The sequence below is a fragment of the Actinoplanes sp. NBRC 101535 genome (assembly GCF_030269225.1).
Classification (GTDB): domain Bacteria; phylum Actinomycetota; class Actinomycetes; order Mycobacteriales; family Micromonosporaceae; genus Actinoplanes; species Actinoplanes rectilineatus.
This window is the reverse complement of the sequence record NZ_BSSY01000015.1, coordinates 1-17708: the sequence shown is the minus strand read 5'-3', so window position 1 is coordinate 17708 and position 17708 is coordinate 1. Positions and strand designations below refer to the sequence as shown.

Annotated in this window: 15 protein-coding genes; 9 read left to right on the top strand and 6 right to left on the bottom strand. The window is 69.6% G+C overall.

Going from position 1 to position 17708, the window contains the following annotated elements; translation table 11 throughout:
• Positions 1–59 precede the first annotated feature (59 nt).
• The 6 genes from QSK32_RS32780 to QSK32_RS32755 all read left to right on the top strand — a co-directional run bounded on the left by QSK32_RS32780 (position 60) and on the right by QSK32_RS32755 (position 8504).
• Entirely contained in the window at positions 60–959 is a 900-nt protein-coding gene (locus tag QSK32_RS32780; protein WP_045744741.1) for an ABC transporter ATP-binding protein, read from the top strand.
• Entirely contained in the window at positions 956–1717 is a 762-nt protein-coding gene (locus QSK32_RS32775; RefSeq protein WP_285474031.1) for an ABC transporter permease, read from the top strand. The genes QSK32_RS32780 and QSK32_RS32775 overlap by 4 nt, the downstream gene beginning before the upstream one ends.
• A gap of 57 nt (positions 1718–1774) precedes the next feature.
• Positions 1775–3877 (top strand): M6 family metallopeptidase, encoded by a 2103-nt coding sequence (locus QSK32_RS32770; protein ID WP_045744739.1) that lies wholly within the window; start codon positions 1775–1777, stop codon positions 3875–3877.
• A gap of 84 nt (positions 3878–3961) precedes the next feature.
• Complete coding sequence (locus QSK32_RS32765) at positions 3962–4579, top strand: MerR family transcriptional regulator (protein WP_285474030.1); 618 nt, start codon at positions 3962–3964, stop codon at positions 4577–4579.
• Positions 4576–7236 (top strand): VIT domain-containing protein, encoded by a 2661-nt coding sequence (locus QSK32_RS32760; RefSeq protein WP_285474029.1) that lies wholly within the window; start codon positions 4576–4578, stop codon positions 7234–7236. The genes QSK32_RS32765 and QSK32_RS32760 overlap by 4 nt, the downstream gene beginning before the upstream one ends.
• Before the next feature lie 284 nt (positions 7237–7520).
• Entirely contained in the window at positions 7521–8504 is a 984-nt protein-coding gene (locus QSK32_RS32755) for a ricin-type beta-trefoil lectin domain protein (RefSeq protein ID WP_285474028.1), read from the top strand.
• A 246-nt stretch (positions 8505–8750) separates the two neighbouring features.
• On the opposite strand, the gene mmsB is transcribed toward QSK32_RS32755, so the two are convergent.
• The 3 genes from mmsB to chvE form a co-directional block, all read right to left on the bottom strand.
• Positions 8751–9953 carry a multiple monosaccharide ABC transporter permease gene (gene mmsB, locus QSK32_RS32750; protein WP_045744736.1) on the bottom strand — a complete coding sequence of 401 codons (1203 nt, stop codon included), beginning with the start codon at positions 9951–9953 and terminating at the stop codon, positions 8751–8753.
• The gene (gene mmsA, locus QSK32_RS32745) at positions 9950–11503 is read right to left on the bottom strand and encodes a multiple monosaccharide ABC transporter ATP-binding protein (protein WP_045744735.1); all 1554 of its coding nucleotides are present in this window, start codon (positions 11501–11503) and stop codon (positions 9950–9952) included. The genes mmsB and mmsA overlap by 4 nt, the downstream gene beginning before the upstream one ends.
• Positions 11504–11608: 105 nt before the next feature.
• Complete coding sequence (gene chvE, locus QSK32_RS32740; RefSeq protein ID WP_045744734.1) at positions 11609–12721, bottom strand: multiple monosaccharide ABC transporter substrate-binding protein; 1113 nt, start codon at positions 12719–12721, stop codon at positions 11609–11611.
• Positions 12722–13062: 341 nt separating this feature from the next.
• On the opposite strand from chvE, the gene QSK32_RS32735 reads away from it, so the two are divergent.
• Positions 13063–14292: an ROK family transcriptional regulator gene (locus QSK32_RS32735; protein WP_045744733.1), complete on the top strand. Its 1230-nt coding sequence runs from the start codon at positions 13063–13065 to the stop codon at positions 14290–14292.
• A 175-nt stretch (positions 14293–14467) separates the two neighbouring features.
• On the opposite strand, the gene QSK32_RS32730 is transcribed toward QSK32_RS32735, so the two are convergent.
• A complete protein-coding gene (locus QSK32_RS32730) occupies positions 14468–14908 on the bottom strand; it encodes a DUF2000 domain-containing protein (RefSeq protein ID WP_285474027.1) in 441 nt (146 codons plus the stop codon).
• Between QSK32_RS32730 and QSK32_RS32725 the strand changes: the two genes are divergently transcribed.
• Positions 14907–15746 carry an AraC family transcriptional regulator gene (locus QSK32_RS32725; protein ID WP_502872575.1) on the top strand — a complete coding sequence of 280 codons (840 nt, stop codon included), beginning with the start codon at positions 14907–14909 and terminating at the stop codon, positions 15744–15746. The two genes, QSK32_RS32730 and QSK32_RS32725, sit on opposite strands and share 2 nt — an antisense overlap.
• Before the next feature lies 1 nt (position 15747).
• Here QSK32_RS32725 and QSK32_RS32720 read toward each other — a convergent pair whose 3' ends face one another.
• Positions 15748–16563 carry an SAM-dependent methyltransferase gene (locus tag QSK32_RS32720; RefSeq protein ID WP_045744730.1) on the bottom strand — a complete coding sequence of 272 codons (816 nt, stop codon included), beginning with the start codon at positions 16561–16563 and terminating at the stop codon, positions 15748–15750.
• 797 nt (positions 16564–17360) lie between these two features.
• On the opposite strand from QSK32_RS32720, the gene QSK32_RS32715 reads away from it, so the two are divergent.
• On the top strand, positions 17361–17495 hold the full coding sequence (locus QSK32_RS32715) for a hypothetical protein (protein ID WP_285474025.1): 135 nt from the start codon (positions 17361–17363) through the stop codon (positions 17493–17495).
• A gap of 13 nt (positions 17496–17508) precedes the next feature.
• On the opposite strand, the gene QSK32_RS32710 is transcribed toward QSK32_RS32715, so the two are convergent.
• The coding region (locus QSK32_RS32710; RefSeq protein ID WP_285474024.1) for a zinc ribbon domain-containing protein at positions 17509–17708 on the bottom strand (200 nt) is incomplete at its 5' end.

The following is a 17708-nucleotide window of genomic DNA, read 5'->3' as shown; positions in this document are numbered from 1 at the left end:
TATCCGGCATCGACCACCGGCCGACGCGCGGACCGGTCCGGCAGCAGCACGCTGATCGCATGATTGAGGTCGAACATCTCACCAAGAGGTACGGGCGGCATCTCGCCGTCGACGACGTGAGCTTCACCTGCGAACCCGGCACGGTGACCGGGTTCCTCGGGCCCAACGGCGCCGGGAAGTCGACCACCATGCGGATGATCTGTGGTCTGGCCACGCCGACCTCCGGCACCGCGACGGTCAGCGGCGTGGAGTATCGCCGGCTCGGCAACCCCGGCCGGCAGATCGGCGTGCTGCTCGACGCGTCCGCCCAGCACGCCGGGCGGACCGGACGGGAGACTCTGGCACTCGCGGCGGTCACCATGGGGCTCGACACCGCCCGGGTGCCCGAGCGGCTCCGGCAGGTCGGTCTGGAGGGAGCCGCCGCGCGGCGGCGGGTTCGCGCGTACTCACTGGGCATGCGGCAACGCCTCGGTCTCGCGTACGCGATGATCGGCGATCCTGCCGTGCTGATCCTGGATGAACCGGCCAACGGCCTGGACCCGGAGGGCATCCACTGGATGCGCGGGCTGCTGCGGGGGTTCGCCGACCGGGGTGGGACGGTGCTGCTCTCCTCGCATCTGTTGCGGGAGGTGGAGGTGGTGGCGGACCGGCTCGTCATGATCGGTGGCGGCAGGGTTCTGATGCAGGGCGACAAGGCGCAGTTGCTCGGCGCCGCCGGCACTCTGGTCCGTGCCGCCGATCCGGTCGCTCTCGACGCGCTGCTCGACCGGATGGGCGTGACCGGTTCCCGCTGCGCCGACGGCGGCGTGCTGGTGCCGGCCGGCCCGCAGAGCATCGGGCAGGCGGCCGCCGAGTCCGGTGTGGTGCTGCTCGAGCTGCGAGCAGCGGGGTCGGGCGGCCTGGAGGAGATGTTCCTGCGGCTGACCGCGAAGTCCGAGCTCGAGGAGGTCTCCCGATGAGCGCCCTGTCCCCCGCCGTCTCCCGCCCGGTGACGCTGGGCCGGCTCACCGTGGTCGAGCTGCGCAAGCTGGCGGACACCCGGGCCGGGCTGTGGCTGCTGATCGTGATCGTCCTGGCTACCGCGGGCACGTCGGTGCTGCAGTTGGGGTGGGCCGACGAGTCCGAACAGAGTTTCCCGGCGTTCTTCCTGTTCGGCCAGGTGCCGTCGGCGGTGCTCCTGCCGGTGCTCGGCATCCTGTCGGTGACGAGCGAGTGGTCGCAGCGCACCGTGCTGGGCACCTTCACCCTGGTGCCGGCCCGCGGCCGGGTCCTGGGCGCCAAGGTGGTCGCCGGCGTGCTGATCTCGGTCGCGGCGACGGCTCTGGCCGCGATCTTGGCCGCGGTGGCGACCGTGATCGCCGGTCCGCTCGGTGGTGCCGCGTCGTGGCGGCTGGAGCCGTCGCTGATCGGGCAGAGCCTGCTGCTCCAGGCCGTTTTCGTGCTGATGGGAATCGGGTTCGGCACGCTGCTGCTGAGCACGCCGCTGGCGATCGTCGTGTTCTTCGCGCTGCCGACGGTGTGGTCCGTCCTGGGCAGCGTGGTGAAGAGCCTGAGCACCGCTTCCGAGTGGCTGGATCTGAACTTCACCTCGCAGGCCCTGACGAACCCGGACATGACCGGTGGCGAGTGGTCCCGGCTGGCGGTCTCGGCCACCGTCTGGGTGGTGATTCCGCTGGTCGCCGGTGTCGTGAGGGTGCTCCGCCAGGAGGTTTCCTGATCCACAACAACGGGTGTTGGCGTCACGGGCTCGCGACTTTGGGTAGCCTCGCGAGACGTGACGCGCATCCTTTTTGCGAGCTTCGCGGCTGTTGCCGTAACCGTTCCCTTCCTCGCCGCACCGGCTCCTGCCGCGCCACCACCACAGCCCCCGGCCGCGGCACCCGCAACGGCCGATACGACTGGCATCGCCGCCGCTCCCCCGCCTGCACCACCCACGGCCGATACCCGGGAGCTGACACCGGCCCGGCTCACGCTGGACGGGATCCCCCTGCCTGCGCCCGCCTACCGCGGCCCGCAGCCCGCCGGGCGCCGGGCGGCCGCCAAGACCCCGCCGCTGGGAACGGTGCGCAGCTGGGCCGGACTCAACGCGGTCAAGAACGACATCTACCGCAAGGACTACACCCTGCGGGCGGTGGGCGAGCACATCGAGGTGTGGGTGGCCGCCGATGTGGCCTTCCCCAAGGGTGACTGCCGCCCGGACACCACGGTCACCGTCACCGACGCGCAGCTGGCGACGCTGGTCAGAGAGTTCGACCAGACGATCTATCCCAAGGAGACGACGGTCTTCAGCACGCCGCCCGATCGGTCGGGGACGAACCCGGGCGTGGACGGCGACTTCAGCGGCGACGGCGGCCGGACCGTGACGCTTGTCGACAACATCCGCGACGACAACTACTTCAGTTTCCCGGAGCGCCCCACCTACGTGTCGGGGTTCTTCTCGGAGCAGCTCAACGAACTCTTCGACCGCAACGTCATGACCATCGACGCGTTCGACTGGCCGCACCGGATGGGCGCGGATCCCCGCAACGAGCCGGACGACGATCTCTGCGTCAGCCGGCCGGCCCGCCCCCGGATGTACGAGTCGACGTTCGCCCACGAATGGCACCACCTGCTCAGCTATTACACCGACCCGCAAGAGGAGACCTGGGTCGACGAGGGACTCTCCGATTACGCCCAGACCCTCACGGGGTACGTCGACGCGAGTCTCGGCGTCTATCACCGGGGATTCGACAACCACATCACCTGCTATCAGGGCTTCGGCAGCGTCAAGACCGGCGCCAACCCGAATCCGCGCGACTGCGGTGGCCCGTCGAACTCGCTGAACCTGTGGTCCGAAGGCGGCCCGGACGCGATCCTGGCCGATTACGGCATCACCTATCAGCTCATGGCCTATCTGCGGGACCGGTTCGGCACGAAGGTCCTCTCCGCGCTGCACAACGACAGGGAACATCGGGGCATGGACGCGGTCGCGGCGGTGCTGCCCGAGGGCACCTCGTGGTATGACGTCCTGCACGATTTCCAGCTCATGACCCTGGTGGACAAGCCGGCCGGCGACCCGGACGGGTCGATCACGGGTGTCCCGGCCGGGCGGGTCGTCGTGCCGAGCCTGCGGTCGGCGGTGAACCTCGGCAACCCGGAGTCCACCGGAAAACCGGGGGCGCCGCCCAACGGCGCGGATTACGTCCGCCTGCCGAAAGGGTTCGGCACCGTGGAGTTCCAGGGCGCCGCGACACTGCCGGCGAGCCCGCTGAGCTGGACCCTCGACGGCGGGACGCTCTTCTCCGGGAACGCCCCGAAAACAGACGCGACGGCGGTCCGGGCGGTCGACGTGCCGGCCGGCGACCCGGTGCTGCGGGTCACCGCGTCGTTCGCCATGGAGGAGAAGTTCGATTACGGCTATCTGACGGTGTCGTCGGACGGTGGGCGCACCTACCGCCCGGCGACCGGGAACCGGACCGTCAAAGGGCCGCTGGGTGCGGCGATCACCGGCACCGCCGTGGACGCCGATCTGACCTACGACCTTTCCGCGTACGCCGGGAAGCAGGTCTTTGTGGGTTTCCGGTATGTCAGTGACGCGGCGGTCAACCTCGGCGGCTGGCACATCAAGAACATCACCATCGGTGGCACCGCGGTGCCGGCCGGCACGCTGGACGGCTGGCGGTCGATGACGCAGATCCGCCCGGCCCCGGTGCACGCCTGGCACGTGACCCTGGTCGGGCTCGCCCGCGGCGAGGCGACGATCGTGCCGCTGGCGGAGGCCGACAAGCTCCGCGCATTCACCAAGGTGGTGGCGGTGGTCGCCTTCGACGAACCGACGGGCACGGTCCAGCAATACGCGCCATACACCCTGAAGGTCGACGGCACCGCTCTGCCGTAGATCACGCCTGCCGCTCACGCCACCCCTCCTCGCCGCCTCCGTCGATATTGACAGTGTCACGGTGACAGTGTCAATATCGACGGCATGTGGACGATGGAGCAGTTGGTCGAGCGGGTTCACGCGGCCCTCACCGCGGAATACCCCGGTGCGCCCAACGGACGCGTCCGGGACCTGCCCGACCGCCGTGCGATCCGGTGGTACACGACGACGGGCCTGGTCGACCGGCCGCTCGGCATGCGGGGGCGCACCGCGCTCTACGGCACCCGTCATCTCCTGCAGCTCGTCGCCATCAAGCGGCGCCAGGCCGCGGGGCGCACGCTCGCCGAGATCCAGGCGGAGCTGGCGGGCGCCACCGACACGGCCCTGGCGGACGCCGCCCGGGTTCCGGACGATCTTCTGGACGCCGACGTCCCCCCGGCCTCCCCACCGGCCCGGCCCGATTTCTGGAAGAACCCCCCACGGGTGCCCGCGCCGCCCGTCACGTTCGCGCGTCCCTCGGCCCCGATGGCGCTCGACCCGGCCGGTCTCCACCACGGCAACAGTGACGCGCCCCTGCTCACCGGCATCCCGCTGAGCGAGGGCGTGATCCTTTTGGTCCCCCACCCCGTGGACGGCCTGGACCGCGACGCTCTCGCCGTGGCCGCCCGTCCTCTGCTCGACCTGCTCGCGTCCCGCGGGCTCACCGATGGGAGAAATGAATGATCATTTCCGTCAACCCGATGGGTCCGGCCGAGCTGGAACGTCTGCCCGATCTGCCCGACGCCGGGATCGGCACGCTGCGCACCGAACGCGGCAACCTGCCGCTCGACCGGCTCGACGTCCGCGCCGCAATCAGCGGCCTGCTCGTGCGCACCGCGCTGACCACCGAGTTCGTCAACGCGCACGACACCGCACTCGAGGCCACCTACGTCTTCCCCCTGCCGGACCGGGCCGCGGTCACCGGCATGAGCATGACCGCCGACGACCGGACCATCACCGCCGTACTGCAGGAACGCGGTGCCGCCCGGGAGGAGTACGCCCAGGCGATAGCCTCCGGCCAGCGCGCGTCGATCGCCGAGGAGGAACGGCCCGACGTCTTCACCATGCGGGTCGGCAACATCATGCCCGGTGAGCGGGTGACCATCCGTCTGCAGCTGGTGGGACCTCTTCCCTACGAGGACGGCGCGGCGACCTTCCGGTTCCCGCTGGTCGTCGCCCCCCGATACCTTCCCGGAGTTCCGCTGTCCGTGCCCTCGGCCGGCGACGGCCAGCACCCCGACACCGACGCGGTCCCGGACGCCTCCCGCATCTCGCCGCCGGTGCTGCTGCCCGGATTCCCCCATCCGCTGCGGCTCTCCGTCGGGGTGACCATCGACCCGGCCGGCCTCGAGCTCGGCGACGTGCGGTCGAGCCTGCACACCGTCACCGACGAGGGCGGTGTCCTGCGGATCGCGTCCGGCGACCGGGCCGACCGCGACTTCGTCCTGCGCCTGGTCTACGCCCCGGGCGGCGAGTCCGCGATCGCAGTCCCCGACAGCGGCCCCGACGCCCACCCGACCGCTGCCGGCGCTGCCTCCAGCGACAGCACCCCGCCGGTCGGCGACCGTGCTGGCGGCGAGCAGGCCGGCACCTTCCAGCTGACCGTCCTGCCGCCCGACCCCACGGTTGCGCCCCGGCAGAAAGACGTGGTGCTCCTGCTGGACCGGTCCGGCAGCATGGGCGGCTGGAAGATGGTCGCCGCTCGCCGCGCCGCCGCCCGGGTGATCGACACGCTGACCGCCGGAGACCGGTTCGCCGTGCTCACCTTCGACCACCAGGTCGACCACCCGGCCGACCTGGGCGCCGGGCTGCACGCCGCGACCGACCGCAACCGGTTCCGCGCCGTCGAGCACCTGGCCAGGGCCGACGCGCGCGGCGGCACCGAGATCCTCGCCCCGCTGACCACCGGTCTCGGCCTGCTCGCCGACAGCACCGGCCGGGACCGGGTGCTCGTCCTGGTCACCGACGGCCAGGTCGGCAACGAGGACCAGATCGTCCACGAGGTCTCGTCGCTGATCGGCTCCACCAGGGTGCACACCATCGGCATCGACCGCGCGGTCAACGCCGGGTTCCTCGGCCGGCTCGCCACGCTCGGCGCGGGACGGGCCGAGCTGGTGGAGAGCGAGGACCGGCTGGACGAGGCGATGGAACACATCCACCGGCGGATCGGCGCCCCGGTCGTCACCGGGCTCGCCATCACCGCCGACGGGGACGATCTCTCCCTCTCCGACATCAGTCCGGCCCGACTTCCCGGTCTCTACCCCGGAGTTCCCCTGGTGGTGACGGGTCGCTACGCCGGAACCCCGGAGGGAACGCTCACGGTGACCGGCCGGACCCGGGACGCCCAGGAGTTCCGGACCACAGTGACGCTCCAGCGACGCGACGAGTCCGCGGTGACCGCTCTCTGGGCGCGAGCATGGCTGCGTCATCTCGAGGACGCGTATGCCTCCGGGGAACTGTTCCGGGAGGAGGCGATCGTCGGCACCTCGCTGCGGTTCGGGGTGTTGTGCCGGTTCACCGCCTACGTCGCCGTCGACCAGCGGGTGGTGAACGAGGGTGGCAAGAACCGCCGGGTCACCCAGCCTGTCGAGTCGCCGTCCGGTTGGGAACAGCCCGTGCCGGCCGCGCCGCCGGTGTATTTCGCGGGGACCGCCTCGCCGTTCGTGGCAGCTGATACGGCGGCCTTCGCGGGTCCGCCGCCGCCCTCGCCGTTCCCGCCTGCGCCGCCCGCGCCGGGTGCACCGCCGCCTGCTCCAGCCACCCCGTCGCCCGGTCCGGGCACACCGCCCACCGCGCCGCCGTCTTCTCCGACCGCTCCCAGTGCTGCGCCGCCTGCGCCACCTACAGGTGCACCGGCGCCCGGTCGGCCGAGCTTCGCCCCTCCCCGTGCCGGATCGCCTGGATCTGGGGCATCTCGGTCGGGGATGCCGCGACCAGGCCCGATGACCGGACCGCCGGCCGGAGTGTCCCGCGGTTTCGCCGGGCCGATCGGACGTGCCCGCCTCGGCAAGGTCGCGTCGGCAGGTTCCGCAACGTCGATCCCGGAGCTCCGGAGTCTGGCCACGGTGGAGGCGGACCGGCTGCGCAACGCGGCTGGTGAGCCAGTGCTCGATCGCAAGGATCTTCTGGAGGACCTGGCCAGCCGGTTGGATGTTCTGATCGCGCAGGCACCCGAGGAAGAGGTCAAATCCCTGCGGGAGTTGGCCGTCCTGCTGCGCGGCGATACGTCGTTGGAGGAACGCTGGGCGACGGCGATCCGCGTTCTGGACGAGTTCGCGGGTGGGGCCGAGAAGACCGACACCTCGGAGACGCCGGGGCGGAAGCCTTTCTGGAAACGGTGATGGCCGCCCAGGACCAGGATGTCGCCGACAAGGCGTAACAGCCGTAATCGAAGCGACAAACGAGAAGAAGGCACTCGGCCTTCCCCACGGGACTCGCCGCCCAGGGGAAGGCCGCCCACGGGAAGGCCGCCCACGGGAAGAAATGATGACGCAGAAGAGAAGGTGTGAACGCGGAGAGGAACGGGCTGGAGCAATGATCATGTAAGGGAGGAGCCGCCCCACGCGCGTGGAGACGGACCGGTAAGTTGGGGCACCGTATCGGCTGACCGAGGGGTGGCTAGTCCGTGGGTTCAGTGGACGGCGCGCCGGGCGACGACGTCGCTCGCGACCGGGATCCGTTGCTGGTCAGGCCGTTCGTCCTGAAGGAGGGCGCCGGTTCCGACGGAGCGCGCGACGGCGTGCCCGCCACCTGGCAGGACGATCCGAACCGGGAGATCCCTACGCAGGTACTGCCCGCCGTGGCGGCTCGTGGGACGGCCGAGGAACCGGTGGCGAGCGCGCGGAGGCATCGGCCCCTGCTGTTGATCGGTGCCGGGGTGGCTGTCGCGGTGGCCGTCGGTGGCTATGCGATGCTGCGGCCGGTTCTGCAGCCGACGACCTCGTCGGCGATGCCCGGGTCTTCGCTGCCCGTGGTCACCGGCCCCGCCGCAGCATCAGCGGCCGCTGCCGCCGCAACAGAGGATGCTCTCGGCCAGGAAGAGAGCGCGGTACTCGGAAACGGTGGCACCTCCACACAGAACGGCGGTTCCACGTCCGGTTCCGGTTCCCGCACCACCGGCACGGCCGCGCCAACCACCGGTGCCCCGTCGTCGGGCAGCACACCGAGTTCCGGGCCTGCCGCCGCGACCTCGTCGGCCACGACGGCACCAGCCGGGGTGGCTCCCACCGTGGTGCCCTCCGGCGAGGGCTCACTGGTCAGCGGCAACAAGGTCTGCCTCGACCTGCGCGGTGGGCGGGCCGCTGACCGGCGCGAGGTCCACGTCGACACCTGCAACGACTCCAGCCCGCAGCAGTGGCGGCTGAACGCCGACCGCACGCTCGAGGTGCAGGACTGGTGCGCTGCCGTGTCCGTCGACACCACCGTCCGCCTGACCTCCTGCGACGGCGCCGGCACGAACGCCCAGTGGCAGATGAACACCGACGGCGTCCTGACCAACGTCGCCAGCGGTCTCTGCCTCACCGACCCTTATGCCGGCACTCGCACCGGCAAGGGTGTCATCGTCACCCTCTGCTTGAGTACTCCCAACCAGCGCTGGACCTTCAGCTGAGAGCCGGGCCCGCCTGAGCTGTCCCACCTCAACGGGCGAAGAGGACGCGCTCAGCGGGCGGAACAGTGCACTTGACGGGTCCAAGGCAACCCGCAAACCGACAGCGACAGCGACACGCTGTGGCCCGCGACGACAACGGGAACGGGAACGACCGCGGATACGAAGCAGCGCCGACCGGCCAAGCCGATCGGCGCTGCTCACCAAACCCGCACGCTCGAAAGCGTGAAGCTCCGGAACGAGACCCGCCTACTTTCCGCGGCGCTTGTTCAGGATGTCGAACGCGACCGCGATGATCAGCACCAGGCCCTTGATGACCTGCTGCCACTCCGGGCTCACGTTCATGATCGACAGGCCCATGTTGAGCACGCCCATGATGAGCGCACCCACGATGGCGCCGGTGACCTTGCCGACGCCGCCGTTGACGGCCGTGCCGCCGATGAAGGCGGCCGCGATGGCGTCCAGCTCGTAGTTCTGGCCGGCGGCCGCGACGGCGGAACCCGCGCGGGCCGTCGTCACCACGGCCGCCACACCGGCGAGCAGGCCCATGTTCACGAAGAGCATGAAGTTGACCCGCTTGGTCTTCACGCCGCTCAGCATCGCGGCGGACAGGTTGCCGCCCATCGCGTAGACGTGCCGGCCGAAGATCGTGTTGCCCATGATGAACGAGTAGAGCAGGACCAGCACACCCACGATGATCAGGACGATCGGCATGCCGTCCGCGCTGCTCGCGAGCAGGTAGGTCACGTACGCGATGGCGGCGATGCCCACCACGATGCGGCCGATGAAGGCCGCGAAGGGCTCCATCCGCAGTTCGTTCTTGACCAGTTCGCGGCGGGTGCGGAACTGGCCGATCAGCAGGCCGAGGGCCGCGACGACGCCGATGACCACGGTGACGGCGTCGAGGTTGCCGATGAAGCCGAGCCAGTTGGGCACGGCGCCGATGGCCAGCGAGTTGAAGCCGGACGGCAGGCCGCCGACGGTGGTGCCGACGAAGTAGATGGCGAGGCCGCGGAAGAGCAGCATGCCGCCGAGGGTGACGATGAAGGCGGGGATGCCGACGTACGCGACCCAGAAGCCCTGCCAGGCGCCGACGATGCCGCCGAGCACGATCGACAGCAGTACCGCGGCGGGCCACGGTACGTCCCACTGCATGATCATCAGGGCGCTGATGCCGCCGATGAAGGCGACGACCGAACCGACCGACAGGTCGATGTGGCCGGCCACGATGATCATGACCATGCCGATGGTCAGGATGAACACGTACGCGTTCTGCTGGATCAGCGACGCGACGTTGTTCGGCAGCAGCATCAGGCCGTCGGTCTGGAACTGGAAGAAGAGCACGATGACCACGAGCGCCGCGATCATGGCGTACTGCTTCAGGTTTCCGCCGAGGTACGCGCCCAGCGATTCACTCTTGTTCTTGCTGGGTTCCGACTTGGACGCGCTCACCGCGTTGCTCCGCTCTTCTCCTGGGTCATGTACCGCATGAGGCCCTCCTGCGTGGCCTCGGCCTTGTCGATCTGTCCGGTGATGCGCCCCTGGCTCATCGCGTAGATCCGGTCGCAGATGCCGAGCAGCTCGGGCAGCTCGGACGAGATCACCAGAACGGCCTTGCCGGAGTCGGCGAGCTTGTTGATGATCTCGTAGATCTCGTACTTGGCGCCGACGTCGATGCCGCGGGACGGCTCGTCGAGGATCAGCACCTCGGGCTCGGCGAAGAGCCACTTGCTGAGGACGACCTTCTGCTGGTTGCCGCCGGACAGTTTCCCGACCACCATGTCGACGCTGGAGGCCTTGGTCTTCATGTCCTTGCGGAACTGCTCCGCCATCGTGATCTCGCGGTTGGCGTCGACGACGCCGAGCTTCGCGATCCGCTTCAGCTTCGCGGCGGAGGTGTTGCGCTTGATGTCGTCGATCAGGTTGAGGCCGTAGTGCTTGCGGTCCTCGGTCGCGTACGCGATGCCGGCGTCGATCGCCGCGTCCACGGTCTTGAGGTTGACCTCTTTGCCGTGGAGGAACACCTTGCCGGAGATGTTCGTGCCCCAGCTGCGCCCGAACACGCTCATCGCGAGTTCGGTACGCCCGGCGCCCATCAGTCCGGCGATGCCGACGATCTCGCCCGCCCGGACGGTCACGTTGGCCTGGTCGACGACGACCCGGCTGGGGTCGTTGGGGTGGTGCACGGTCCAGTTCTCGATGCGCAGCACCTCCTCACCGATGGTGGGGGTGTGGTCCGGGTACCGGGTGGCCAGGTCGCGGCCGACCATCGCGCGGATGATGCGGTCCTCGCTGACGGGTTCGGCCCCGTGCATCTCCATGGTCTCGATGCTCTGGCCGTCGCGGATGATCGTCGTGCTGTCGGCGATCGCGGCGATCTCGTTGAGCTTGTGCGAGATGATGATGGAGGTGATGCCTTCGGCCTTGAGCTGACGGATCAGCTCCAGCAGGTGCGCACTGTCCTCGTCGTTGAGAGCCGCGGTGGGCTCGTCGAGGATGAGCAGCTTCACCTTCTTGGACAGGGCCTTGGCGATCTCGACGAGCTGCTGCTTGCCGACACCGATGTCCATGATCTTGGTATCGGGCGCCTCGGAGAGACCGACGCGGGCCAGCAACTCGGCAGCCTGCTTGTTGGTCTGCGCCCAGTTGATCACGCCGCCCTTGGCGCGCTCGTTGCCGAGGAAGATGTTCTCCGCGATCGACAGGTACGGGCTGAGCGCCAGTTCCTGGTGGATGATCACGATGCCGACGTCCTCGGAGTCGCGCGTCGTCTTGAATCGGCTGGTCTCGCCCTCGAAGACGATGTCGCCGTCGTAGGTGCCGTACGGGTACACGCCGCTGAGCACCTTCATCAGCGTCGACTTGCCCGCGCCGTTCTCGCCGCAAATGGCGTGGACCTCCCCGCGGGCCACGCTCAGCGTGACGTCCTGCAGCGCCTTGACGCCCGGGAAGGTCTTGGTGATGCCCCGCATTTCCAGGATCGGGGTGGTGTCGTTGGCCATCACAACTCGCTTGCTGTAGGGGGGTCGAGAACCGGGACTGACCGGGTTCCCACCACCGGAAGTCGGTGGGAACCCGGTGTTGCCCAGCGTTGAGCCGGCGACTGCTTACAGGCCGAGCTTGTCAGCCGTGTAGAAGCCGGAGTCGACGAGCTTGGTCTTCACGTCGTCCTTGGTCACGACCACCGGCGGCAGCAGGTAGGCCGGGACGACCTTGTTGCCGTTGTTGTAGGTGGTGGTGTCGTTGGTCTCGACGGTCTCGCCCTTGACGATCTGGTCGACCATCTTGGCGACCTGGTCACCCAGGGTGCGGGTGTCCTTCCAGACCGTCATCGACTGCTTGTCGGCGAGGATGTTCTTGACGTTCGCCTGGTCAGCGTCCTGGCCGGTGATGATCGGCCAGTTGGTGCCCGGCTTGTAGCCCTTCGACTCGAGCGACTGCTCGATGCCCAGCGCGAGCGAGTCGTTCGGGGAGAGGACGGCGTCGAGCTTCTTGCCGCCGGTGTAGTACGAGTTCAGGCGGTTGTCCATCTCGGCCTGAGCCTTCTGGGAGCTCCAGCCGTCGACGGAGACGTTCTTCCAGTCGTCGTTGCTGGCGAGCTTCTTGCCGGACGGGATGACCAGCTTCTTGCTGTCCACGTACGGCTTGAGCACGTCCCACGCGCCGGAGAAGAAGAACTTGGCGTTGTTGTCGTCCGACGAGCCGGCGAAGGGCTCGATGTTGAACGGGCCCGCCGCGGTGTCGAGGGCCAGCTTCTCCTTGATGAACTCACCCTGGAGCTTGCCGACCTGGTAGTTGTCGAAGGTCGCGTAGTAGTCGACGTTCGGCGTCTCGTTGATGAGACGGTCGTACGCGATGACCTTGACGTTCGCCTTGGCGGCCGTCTCGAGGACGGTGCTCAGCGCGGTGCCGTCGATCGACGCCACGACCAGAACCTTGGGGTTCTGGTTGATCATGTTCTGCAGCTGGGTGATCTGCTGGTCGACCTTGTTGTCGGCGTACTGCAGAGACGTCTCGTAGCCCGCCTTCTTCAGCAGACCATCGAGGTACGTACCGTCGTTGTTCCACCGCTCGAGGCTCTTGGTCGGCATCGCGATGCCGATCAGGTTGCTGCCCGAGTCCGAGGACTCGTCGCTGGAACGGCTGCTGCTGCAGCCCGACGCCGCGGCCAGAGTGGCGGCCAGGGTGACAGCCGCGAGAACCCGGAAGTTCTTGGACACCTAGACGTCTCCTTTCTGAGTACTGAAAATTCCGGCGGCAGGACGCCAACCGGGGTCTATTTGTTGCCGGTCACAACATACGCTCTTGCCTGCCCGATGCACGCGCTGCGCCGTAACGGCTGTGTAACACTCTTCGTGAGCAGCGTCTCTCACTGTAGGCCCCGTCACAGCCCGTGCACCTGCAGAAATTGGGCATGAAAAGGAGGGGCCTTCGGCCCATCCCTCAACAGCCCGTAATGAGGTCCGCGCCATACTATTTGTTGCCCACTCGGACTAATGCGCCGAGGGGTGATCATGTACGGACCGCTATCGTGACGACACGACGCGCGAGAGGAGTCCGGATGCCCAGCGCCGCCACGGTCCGGGCGAAGCGCCGCACGACACCGGCCGTCAATCCCCGGGCCACCCATCTGGCGCTCGCTCTGCGCTGCGTCGCCGAGCAGTCCGGCGAGATCTCCCGGGCCGGCATCGCGGCCGGGACCGGCCTCAACAGGTCGACGGCGAGCAGCCTCATCGATGAACTGATCGGCGGCGGACTGGTCCGCGAGGTCGGCTCCACCGCCCGCACCCGCGCCGGCCGTCCGGGCACCGCGCTGGCCCTGCGCCCGGACGGCCCGGCCGGTCTGGGCATCGACGTCAACGTGGACTACACCGCCGTCTGCGTGGTGGATCTCACCGGCAAGGTCCGCTACAAACACGTGGTCGCCGAGGACCAGCGCGGACACGGCACGCGCGAGATCCTGGACCGGGTCGACCGGCTGGCCCGGGGCGCCCGGCAGGCCGCCGAGGCCGACGGCCTCGACCTGGTCGGCAGCGCCGTCGCGGTGCCGGGCATCGTCGACCGGGCCGGCGCCACCGTCACCCTCGCCCCCAACCTGGGCTGGCGTGACCTGGACGTCTCCGACCTGCTGCCGGCCGGCGCGCACGGCGAGCGGGCCGCACTCGACAACGAGGCGAACTTCGCCGCGCTCTCCGAGGCGGGCCTGCTGCGGGCCGGCGGCAGCTATCTCTACGTGAGCGGGCAGATCGGCGTGGGCGCGGGCATCGTGCTCGACGGCGAGCTCTACCGCGGGTCGCACGGCTGGAGCGGCGAGATCGGCCACCTGACCGTCGACCGCAACGGCCCGCCCTGCCCCTGCGGCCGGCGCGGCTGCCTGGAGCGCTACGCCGGTCACGAGGCGATCCTGCGCGCCGCCGGCATCACCGACGGGGCCGGCACCACGTTCGGCGTCCGGCCGACCGCCGACCTGATCACCGAGCGTGCCCAGGCCGGGGATCCGGCCACCCTCGCCGCGCTCGCCGAGGCCGGCGCGGTCCTCGGCGGTGTCCTGGCCGGCTGTCTCAACCTGCTCGACGTCGGCCGCCTGGTCCTCGGCGGCATCTACCGCCAGCTCGCACCGTGGCTGGCCCCCGAGGTGGAACGCGAGGTGGCGGCGCATTTCCTCGGTGCCGGCTGGGCCAGCCCCGAGGTCACCGTCTCGACCTACGGCGCCGAGGCACCGGCTCTGGGCGCCGCGCTCTCGGTGGTCCGCACCATCGTCGCCGACCCGCTGCGCTGGCTCACCCGCTGACCACGAATCAGGCACGGATCGCCGCCCTGACCCCACCTGGGGCCGGGACACCGTCCTATCCGAGATCCACGCCACACCCTTCCTATCGGCACATGTGCGGCAAAGCAGAGTGGTTGCGCTCCGAACGCCTCTTCCGCTCTTTTCGGGTACGCGTCGAAGCACCGTCCCCGAGTGTTCACGGATGCATGGCGGCACCCTTCATGATCTTGTCGACCGCCACCCGCGGGCCGTAGACGGCGAGACCCACCAGGTCCAGGTCAGCGGTCGGGACGGCCCGGACGGCGGCCCGGTTCGCCGCGTCGTGACCGGTGCCGAACAGGTCCGAGGTGAAGACCGACAGCGACACTCCCCGGCTCAGCGCCCGCCCGTGCGCCCCGGTCAACGTCTCCTTGCCACCGGCGAAGACCAGCACCGGCTGGCGGAACATCGGCAGGTAGGACACGTCGCCGGCGTCGAGGTACGGCTCGCCCAGCACCTCGGGCACCGCCGTCGCGATGCCGCTGACCAGGAAAGCGGTGACATTGAGGCGCTGCCACACCGGCAGGTCGTCGCGGAGCAGAACAGCGATCTTGGTCGCGAAACGCAGTGGTGCCGGAAAACCCAGTGGTTCGGTCATGCCCCCATCAAAGGCCGGGACGCCCCGCCAGGTCTTGTACGATGTTGACGTGCCGGACGGACCCCTGCTCCGCGCATGGCGACCACCGCTCGACGGGGTCGCCGAGGTGCTGCACGCCCGGTTCGGCGACCACGCCTACCCGATGCACGCCCACGACACCTGGACGGTCCTGCTCGTCGACGACGGCGCCGTCCGCTACGACCTGGACCGGCACGAACGCGGGGCGTACGGCGACCTGATCACGGTGCTGCCGCCGCGGATCCCGCACAACGGCACCGCCGCCAAGCCGGGCGGTTTCCGCAAACGCGTGCTCTACCTGGAACCCGCTCTGCTGCCGGAACGGCTGATCGGGGCGGCCGTCGACACCCCGGCACTGGCCGACCAGCGCCTGCACCGCCTCATCTCCACGGTGCATCAGCTGGCGCGTACCCCGGAGGAGGCGCCGGCGGCGGACGCACCTCTCGCCCTCGCCCTGGAAGGGCTGCGCGCACGCCTGGGTGATCCGGCCGCACCCGTGCCGGCCCTCCGCGCGGCCGCACACGGCCTGCGTGACCTGCTCGAGGAACACATCGTCGACGGCCTGCCGCTCCGTGTCGCCGCCGCCACCCTGCACTTCGACCCGGCGCATCTGGTCCGCTCGTTCCGGCGCGAGTTCGGCATGTCCCCGCACCAGTACCTGATCTCCCGCCGCGTCGACCTGGCCCGCCGGCGCATCCTGGCCGGCGAGCCGCTGCGGGCGGTGGCGGCCGGCAGCGGCTTCTACGACCAGCCGCACCTGGTGCGGCACTTCAAACGGATCCTCGGCGTGAGCCCCGGACGGTTCCGCGACGCGCGGTGAGTCAGGGTTTGCGGGCGGTGCCCGTCCAGCCGGCCACGACCTGCAGGTCCAGCTCCGGGTCGCCCTCCTCGGGACGCCACAGGGTGTTCGGCACGACGCCCGGCTCGACCAGTTCCAGGCCCTCGAACAGGTCCTCGACCTCGGCCTTGCGGCGCGGCCAGATGTCCGAGCGGCCCTCCTCGTACATCTTCTCGTGCGCGGCGGCGATCTCCGGCGGCAGGAAGTCCGCGGTCCCGTGCGTCACCACCAGGTAGCTGCCGCTGGGCAGCGCGTCCAGCAGCTGGCGCACCAGCTTCTTGGCAGCCCCCGGGTACGGGATGAAGTGCAGCACCGCCACCAGGATCAGGCCGACCGGCTGGGTCAGGTCGAGCGTCTCCTTGACCGCGTCACTGTTCAGGATCGCCGCGGGGTCGCGCAGATCCGCCTCGATGTAGGCGGTCCGGCCCTGCTCCGTGCTGGTCAGCAACGCCCGCGCGTGGGTGAGCACCAGCGGGTCGTTGTCGACGTAGACGATCCGGCTCTCCGGGGCGACCCGCTGCGCGACCTCGTGCGTGTTGTCCACGGTGGGCAGTCCGGTGCCGATGTCCAGGAACTGGCGGATGCCCCGCTCCTCGGCGAGGAACCGCACGGCCCGGCGCAGCACCGCCCGGTTGGCCTGCACGCCGTCGCGCAGACCGGGCAGCAGCTTCTCGAACTCGGCGCCGGACTCCCGGTCCACCGCGAAGTTGTCCTTGCCACCGAGCCAGTAGTTGTATCGCCGGGCGGGATGCGGCACGGTCGTGTCGATCGAAGCGCTTCGGGGCTTCACGTCGTCCATGGCCGTCCACAATAGTCGATCGGGATCACGGCGCCATCCAGCCCAGGACCGGTGTCGCCTGCAACCCTTCCGGCACGCGCCGGCCACAGTCCGGCTCCGCGCGGGCAGCCACGGTCCGACTCCGCACGCCGGCCACGGTCCGACTCCGCGCGGCAGCCACGAACGCCGGCTGACCGATAGTTCCCGGGCCGACTCGTCACCCATGGCACGATGTTGATCAATCACCCGCCGCGTTGCCGAGGCCCCGGGCACCCGAAGACAACACAATGCCGGCGGGCGATTGATCGACTACGCCCCACCCGCCTGCCGATCTCCACAGAACGACCCTGGACGACGGCCGACCCACCCCAGCCGTCCCCCACGGCTCACCCAGCGATCCACAACAACCCCGAACGACGGCCCACCCACCCCAGCCGTCCCCCACGGCTCACCCAGCGATCCACAACAACCCCGAACGACGGCCCACCCACCCCAGCCGTCCCCCACGGCTCACCCAGCGATCCACAACAACCCCGAACGACGGCTGGGAGGGACAGGCCGTCCAACACGGCTCGAAAACGAGCGCCACCCGACCACAGCCGGGGCAGCGAAATGACGGCCGAGGCTGCGGGACGGCTACGCCGGCGGTTTGCCGGTGACGCCAGGATGTCCAGACCGAGCCAGGGGACGACCACGGTCCAGGGTTCGCGGGCGAGCGCCGCGCGGACCGGGCCGAGGTTCGCGATCAAGAAGATCACGATGATGATCAGGTAGTGGTGTAGGCGCGGGGAGGCGCGGGGAGGCCCGGGGAGGCCCGGGTGTGGACGTTCGTGGTGCTCATGCTGTGCTTCGTGGGTCTGCTCTGGGCCGACGCGCTCTACGCCGCCGACGTCGGCCGCCGGATGGCCGCCGCCATGGACGACGTCCGGATCGACGTGCGGGTGGTGCCTTGACATCCTCGCCGCCCTAAAGGACGGCGATTCCAGCCACGCTGCGCGTGGCACGCGCGGCGTTCTGGCGGGTTACCGCTTCACTGCGCGGTGCCGGGACAAGTCCTGGTCTTACCTGCGCTCGACGGTCGTTGAAGTCCGCCTGCCCGGCGGCCTTGATGTTGATGGCGGCATTGACGTCACGGTCGTGGTGGCTGCCGCACGGGCAGTTCCACT